General features: G+C 62.8%; 5 protein-coding genes. 1 reads left to right on the plus strand and 4 read right to left on the minus strand.

The window, feature by feature from the left end; translation table 11 throughout:
- Positions 1–57 precede the first annotated feature (57 nt).
- Both mazG and ACEQZY_RS15310 read right to left on the minus strand, forming a co-directional pair.
- On the minus strand, positions 58–873 hold the full coding sequence (mazG, locus tag ACEQZY_RS15305) for a nucleoside triphosphate pyrophosphohydrolase (protein ID WP_370155606.1): 816 nt from the start codon (positions 871–873) through the stop codon (positions 58–60).
- A 62-nt stretch (positions 874–935) separates the two neighbouring features.
- Positions 936–1,841 carry a LysR family transcriptional regulator gene (locus ACEQZY_RS15310; RefSeq protein WP_370155608.1) on the minus strand — a complete coding sequence of 302 codons (906 nt, stop codon included), beginning with the start codon at positions 1,839–1,841 and terminating at the stop codon, positions 936–938.
- A gap of 114 nt (positions 1,842–1,955) precedes the next feature.
- On the opposite strand from ACEQZY_RS15310, the gene ACEQZY_RS15315 reads away from it, so the two are divergent.
- The gene (locus tag ACEQZY_RS15315) at positions 1,956–4,109 is read left to right on the plus strand and encodes a malate synthase G (RefSeq protein ID WP_370155610.1); all 2,154 of its coding nucleotides are present in this window, start codon (positions 1,956–1,958) and stop codon (positions 4,107–4,109) included.
- Positions 4,110–4,206: 97 nt separating this feature from the next.
- Here ACEQZY_RS15315 and ACEQZY_RS15320 read toward each other — a convergent pair whose 3' ends face one another.
- Complete coding sequence (locus ACEQZY_RS15320) at positions 4,207–5,007, minus strand: IclR family transcriptional regulator (RefSeq protein ID WP_341701930.1); 801 nt, start codon at positions 5,005–5,007, stop codon at positions 4,207–4,209.
- A gap of 352 nt (positions 5,008–5,359) precedes the next feature.
- Positions 5,360–6,153, minus strand: a 794-nt coding sequence (locus ACEQZY_RS15325; RefSeq protein ID WP_370155612.1) for a hypothetical protein, incomplete at its 5' end; no start/stop codon positions are given.

Raw genomic sequence — 6,153 nt, forward strand, 5'->3', positions numbered from 1 at the left:
CGTGGTCTTGTTGTGATGATGTTATGGCCGGAATGGGGCGCCGGCCGGCACAGGCCTTTATGGGCGGCGGCGTTCGGATCGCTTAGCCTGATCCCAAGCCTTATCCATGGCATTCAAGTCAGTTTCAGAAAGTTCCTTGCCTTCTGATTTAATTATTTCTTCCATTTTATTGAACCGGTTTATGAATTTCCGATTTGCAGCCCGCAGAGCTTCCTCAGGGTCCAGTTTCAGATGTCGTGCCAAATTCGCAATAACAAAGAGAAAATCACCAAACTCTTCCCGTGCGGCCTCGGCATCACCGGCGACGATCTCGTCCTCCAGCTCCTGCAGCTCCTCCCGGATCTTGGCCAGCACCGGCAGCTTGTCCGGCCAGTCGAACCCGACCCGGGCCGCCCGGTTCTGCAGCTTCACGGCCCGGGACAGGGCTGGCAGTCCGGCAGTCACACCGGCAAGCACCTCCGACACGCCGGCCTCGGCCGGCCGGGCCGCCCGCTCGGCGGCCTTGATGGCCTCCCAGTTGCCACTCACTGCCTCCGGATGATCGGCGACCACGGTTCCGAAGACATGGGGATGGCGCCTGACCATCTTGTCGGAAATCGCTGCGGCGACGTCGCCGAAACCGAAATGGCCGGCTTCCTCTGCCATCCGGGCATGGAACACCACCTGCAGCAGCAGGTCGCCCAGTTCGTCCTTCAGCGCCGCCATGTCGTTGCGGGCGATCGCATCATCGACTTCGTAGGCTTCCTCGATGGTATAGGGCGCGATGGTGCTGAAGGTCTGCTCCAGGTCCCATGGGCAGCCGCCATCGGGATCGCGCAGCTTTGCCATGATGGCAAGCAGGCGGGCGAGGCTGGAAAGATCGGGCTGGGACATTAACGAATCCGCGGACCGGGGACGCTGGGCTGTCTCAAGCCTCGGCTCCGGCGAGGAGGGCGTCAAGCGCCCGGCGGGCGGTCCCATTCCGGTTCAGGACCGTAGACCGCCTGCAGGTGGTCGATAAAGGCCCGCACGCCTGCCGGCACGAAGGGACCCGCAGCCGGGTGGACGGCAAAAATCGCGACATCTGCTGCGCCGGGATGCTGTGGAAGCACCACCTGCAGCCGACCGGCCGCAAGATCGGGCCCGATATCCCAGGTCGAGCGCAAAGCGATCCCCATGCCGGCAATTGCCAGTTCACGCACGACTTCGCTGGAATTGGTGCGGACGACACTTTCGCCAGCCACAGACACGGCGTCGTTGCCGCTCTGCAGGCGCCAGGGCAACTGGCCGGCGGCCGCCAGGAGACGATGGCGCGACAGGGCGTCAAGCCTCCGGGGAACGCCTTCCCGCTGCAGGTAGTCCGGACTGGCGCAGAGAACGCGCCGGTTCGGGGCCAGCCGCTGGCCAGCCAGCCCGGCCGGTATACCCGGGGCGATACGGATGGCCAGATCGAAGCGCTCGGCCACGAGATCGGTATAGGCGTCACTGAGTTCCAGTTCGGCCTGCAGCCGCGGCCAGCGGTCGAGGAAGGTTTTCAGATGGGGGGCCACATGCAGCCGCCCGAAAGAGGTGGGGACCGACATGCGCAACCGGCCGGCCGGTGCGGCGACCGCCCCGCTGACCATGCTCTCGGCCTCACGGGACGCTGCCAGGATGTCCACCACCCGCTCGTAGAAGCGCTGTCCGGCCTCGGTGGTGGCCAGCCGCCGGGTCGTCCGATGGAGCAGGCGGGCCCCCAGCCTTTCTTCCAGCCGGGCAATCCGCTTGGAGACCATCGCCGGAGACAGCCGCAGGCTTCGGCCGGCGGCGGCAAGGCTGCCGGTCTCGATCACCCGGGCGAACAGCTCATACTCCCTGTCCATGTTTATTCATTCTCATAAGTAATGACTGCATTCAATTCTTTTCATCTACAGAATGAATGGAACCTCTGCTACCGTTTATCAGTCGAGAAGCAAAGCCATCATTCGGGAAACGTCATGACCAAGCAGACCGCCGCCGCTGTTGACCGTGGGGGCCTCTCCGTTGCCGCCAATCTGGCCGATTTCATTGAAAAGCGGGCGCTGCCTGGTACCGGAGTCGATGCGGCCGCCTTCTGGAAGGGCGTGGCCGACATCTTCGGGCGCTTCACGCCGGACAACCGCGCCCTGCTGGCCCGACGCGACGACCTGCAGACCCGTATCGACGCCTGGCACAAGGCCCGGCAGGGGCAGCCCCATGACGCCGCCGCCTACCAGGCTTTCCTGCGCGAGATCGGCTACCTCGTGGCAGAGCCGGCGCCCTTCACCATCGGCACCTCCAATGTCGATCCGGAAGTCGCCACCATGGCCGGCCCCCAGCTGGTGGTGCCGGTGCTGAATGCCCGCTTCCTGCTGAATGCCGCCAATGCCCGCTGGGGCAGCTTGTACGATGCCTATTACGGCACCGACGCCATTCCGCACGAGGCCGACGAAAAGAAGGGGTATGACCCCGCACGCGGCGCCAAGGTCATCGCCAAAGCCAAGGCATTTCTCGACCAGGCCGTGCCGCTTGCCAATGGCAGCCATGCGGACGTGACCGGATGGTCGGTGAAGGACGGCAAGATCATACCGGCACTGAAGGATGCAGAGGCCTTGGTCGGCTATCGTGGCGAAGCAGCCCATCCGTCGTCGGTGCTGCTGAAGCATAACGGCCTGCATGTCGAGCTGGTGATCGATCGCGCGCATCCGGTAGGCAAGGGCGATCCGGCAGGCATCGCCGACGTGGTGCTGGAAGCCGCCCTGACCACCATCGTCGATCTTGAGGATTCTGTGGCGGCCGTCGATGCCGAGGACAAGGTTGCGGCCTATGCCAACTGGCTTGGCCTGATGGTGGGCGACCTTGAAGCCACCTTCGAGAAGAGCGGCCGAAGCATGACCCGCGCGCTGGATGGTGATCGTGAATATACCGCACCGGACGGCAAGACGCTCTCACTGCCGGGCCGCAGCCTGCTGTTCGTGCGCAATGTCGGTCATCTGATGACGACACCGGCGATCCATCTGCCCGATGGCAGCGAGGCGCCGGAGGGCATTCTGGACGGCATTGTCACCAGCCTGATCGCGATGCACGATCTGAAACGCCGCGGCCGCTTCGTCAACAGCCGTGCGGGCTCGGTCTACATTGTGAAACCGAAGATGCATGGGCCGGAAGAGGCCGCCTTTACCAACCGCCTGTTCGACGCCATCGAGGATCTGCTCGGTTTGGCTCGGCATACCGTCAAGGTCGGCGTGATGGACGAGGAGCGGCGCACCTCGGCCAATCTGGCTGCCTGTATCCAAGCCGTGAAAGACCGCATCGTTTTCATCAACACCGGCTTTCTCGACCGCACCGGCGATGAGATGCACACCGCGATGCAGGCTGGCCCCATGGTGCGCAAGGCCGACATGAAAGCCAGCGCCTGGATCAAGGCTTATGAGGAACGCAATGTCGCCATCGGTCTGGCCTGCGGCCTGTCAGGCCGCGCACAGATCGGCAAGGGCATGTGGGCGGCGCCCGACCGTATGGCAGACATGCTGGACCAGAAGATCGGCCATCCCAGAACCGGCGCCAATACTGCCTGGGTGCCGAGCCCGACGGCGGCCACGCTCCATGCGACACATTACCATGTCATCGATGTGTTTGCCCGCCAGGCCGAGGTGGCCAGGCAGCCGGTGCCGCCGCTGGATGCGCTGCTGACAATTCCACTGGCGACCGGACAGAATTTCTCCGAACAGGATGTCCGTGACGAACTGGACAACAATGCTCAGGGCATCCTCGGCTATGTGGTCCGCTGGGTCGACCAGGGCGTGGGCTGCTCGAAGGTGCCGGACATCCACGATATCGGCCTGATGGAAGACCGGGCGACCCTGCGCATTTCCTCCCAGCACATGGCCAACTGGCTGCTGCACGGCATCTGCACGGCCGGGCAGGCCGACGCGGCGCTCAGGCGGATGGCGGCCAAGGTGGATGCGCAGAATGCCGGCGATCCGACCTACCGTCCAATGGCCTCGGATCCCGACAGCAGCCTGGCGTTCCAAGCTGCCCGGGCGCTGGTCTTCGAGGGTACGGCCCAGCCGAATGGCTATACCGAACCGCTGCTGCATGCGTTTCGGGCGAAGGTAAAAGCCCGGAACTGAGACACCGGCGGGACAGAGAGGAGGTCCCGCCTGCACGGCCAATAATCGGATAATGTATATTATGGAAAATAGTAAGTATTTGTAATACAGGAGTTTCCTAGCGGCGCAGATGGTACAGGACGGCCTCGGCGCTTCGATACTGGTGTGCCACAGCCATCAGCTGGGTCGGATCTCCGCCCATCTTCCAGGTGATCTGGCTCGCAGCCGCCAGCAACCCGCCGCGGTTGGCCAGCACAAACCGTTCATCCATACGCGCGCGCAGGCCAAGAATGGTCAATGTCCCCGCAATCGTCTGGTCCGCATCGAAGACCGGCGCAGCCAGCCCGGCAATGTCGGGATTCTGAGCCTTCACCGTGGCACAGTACATGTCGCGCCGAACCATCTCGGCGAATGCCGCCCCCTCATCATGGTCGCCGGAAAATGCCAGCAGGACCTGGCCGGCCGAGCCAGCCTCCAGCGGCAGCGCATCGCCCTCCTGCAGGTAGCGATGCAGCATCTGCCCCGGATCAATGACATTACGGCAGACCTGCCGCCCGTCCTCGATAGTGAAAAAACCTACACTTTCGCCGCATTGCCCCGCCAGTTCGCGCATGACCGGCAGGATGATCGGATCGATGTCATCCCCATGCCGGTATACCGAGGCCAGGCGCAGCGCACCTGAGCCAATGCTGTAGCTGCCATCCTCGAAACGGCGGAGCAGCCTGTAGCGGACAAGCGACTGGATCAGCCGGAAGGCTGTGCTTTTATACAGGCCGGTCTTGGCGGAGATTTCCGCGAGGGTCAGCTTTTTGCCATCGGCTTCGAAAGCCGACAATACCGAGATTGCACGCTCAAGCGCCGACACTCCGACCTGCTTGTCGTCATCCTGCGCCTCTTTCGGCGTCAATTTCGCACTCATAATATCCCCGTCAGCTTACATCATGGCGACAGTCTCTGGCTGTTCGGCTGCATGTCCACAACAGCTTGCTGTTTTTCGCCTGATCCGTTCCCCAACACCGCAACAGGTTGTGTTCCTGTCTGCGACGAGTTTGTCACCCACACTGACAATCTGCCGCTGCGGGGTCAAGTAGAGGATGATGATCTGTCGATGACAGGCCTGCTCTCTACTTAATCGCTATTTTTGGCAGCAGTCACCTATACTTGAAGCCGAAATATCCGGCATTCAATCAACCACGCCTGTACATGCAGATCCAAAAAAAGAGGAGCAGGTTGCCCTGCTCCTCTCTTCTCCAATCGATCAGAAGATCGAATTAGAAACGCAGGCCGAGACCCACAACGCCGAAGGTCTGCTTCGCCGAGGTCGAAGCGGTACCGGTGTCGTTATCCGACACGCCGACGCCGGCAAAGGTCTGCACGGCGGTGGCCAGCTGGTAGGTCACACCGAAGGTGTAGTAGTCCAGCTCGTTGTCGGCGGAACCGACGGTCTCGTCGACGCGGTTGTGGTACTCGACGCCGATCCCGACCGAACCCGGCTTCGAGCCGTTGGTCAGGTACTTCAGACCGGCCGACCAGGCAGTCCGCTCGATGGTGGCCGAACGGTCTTCGTTCGAGTAACCGCCGCCGAGCTGAATGGCCGAGCCATCACCGACGTTGTACGCGAACTGCGCACCGAGCTGCCAGCCAGCCTGACGCGGGTCAGTCGAGCTGTTCTCGATATGCACGCTGTTATAACCAGCGTACAGGGCGGCATCGACCGAGCCGAACGACTCAACGTAGTTCGCCGCGATCGCATACTGCTGCGACAGGCCGCCATTGGCGGTCGACGAGAAGCCGCCGCCGCAACCGGCGGTGCTGCCCTGAGCCGAGAAGTCCTGGCAGCCGTTCGGAACGTACGACACGCCGAGCTGCAGACCCTTGCCGACCTTCGAGCCGAAATAGCGGTTCGAGGCGGTGTACAGGTTGATGCCGTCGTTGTCATGGCCCGAGTTGGCGAACCACATCAGCGGCTGGGTCGCAGCAGCCGAATATTCGGAGTTGACAGTGGTGCTGTGGCCCGGGATCGCGTTCGGCGCGAAGTACAGCATCTTGCCGGTCACGCGGTCGG

Origin of the sequence: Ferrovibrio sp., assembly GCF_964218355.1 — a bacterium.
GTDB lineage: Bacteria > Pseudomonadota > Alphaproteobacteria > Ferrovibrionales > Ferrovibrionaceae > Ferrovibrio.

Coding starts and splice junctions, on each gene's coding strand:
- ACEQZY_RS15310 (WP_370155608.1), bottom strand. CDS start 1,841: ATGGACAGGGAGTATGAGCTGTTCGCCCGGGTGATCGAGACCGGCAGC.
- mazG (WP_370155606.1), bottom strand. CDS start 873: ATGTCCCAGCCCGATCTTTCCAGCCTCGCCCGCCTGCTTGCCATCATG.
- ACEQZY_RS15320 (WP_341701930.1), bottom strand. CDS start 5,007: ATGAGTGCGAAATTGACGCCGAAAGAGGCGCAGGATGACGACAAGCAG.
- ACEQZY_RS15315 (WP_370155610.1), top strand. CDS start 1,956: ATGACCAAGCAGACCGCCGCCGCTGTTGACCGTGGGGGCCTCTCCGTT.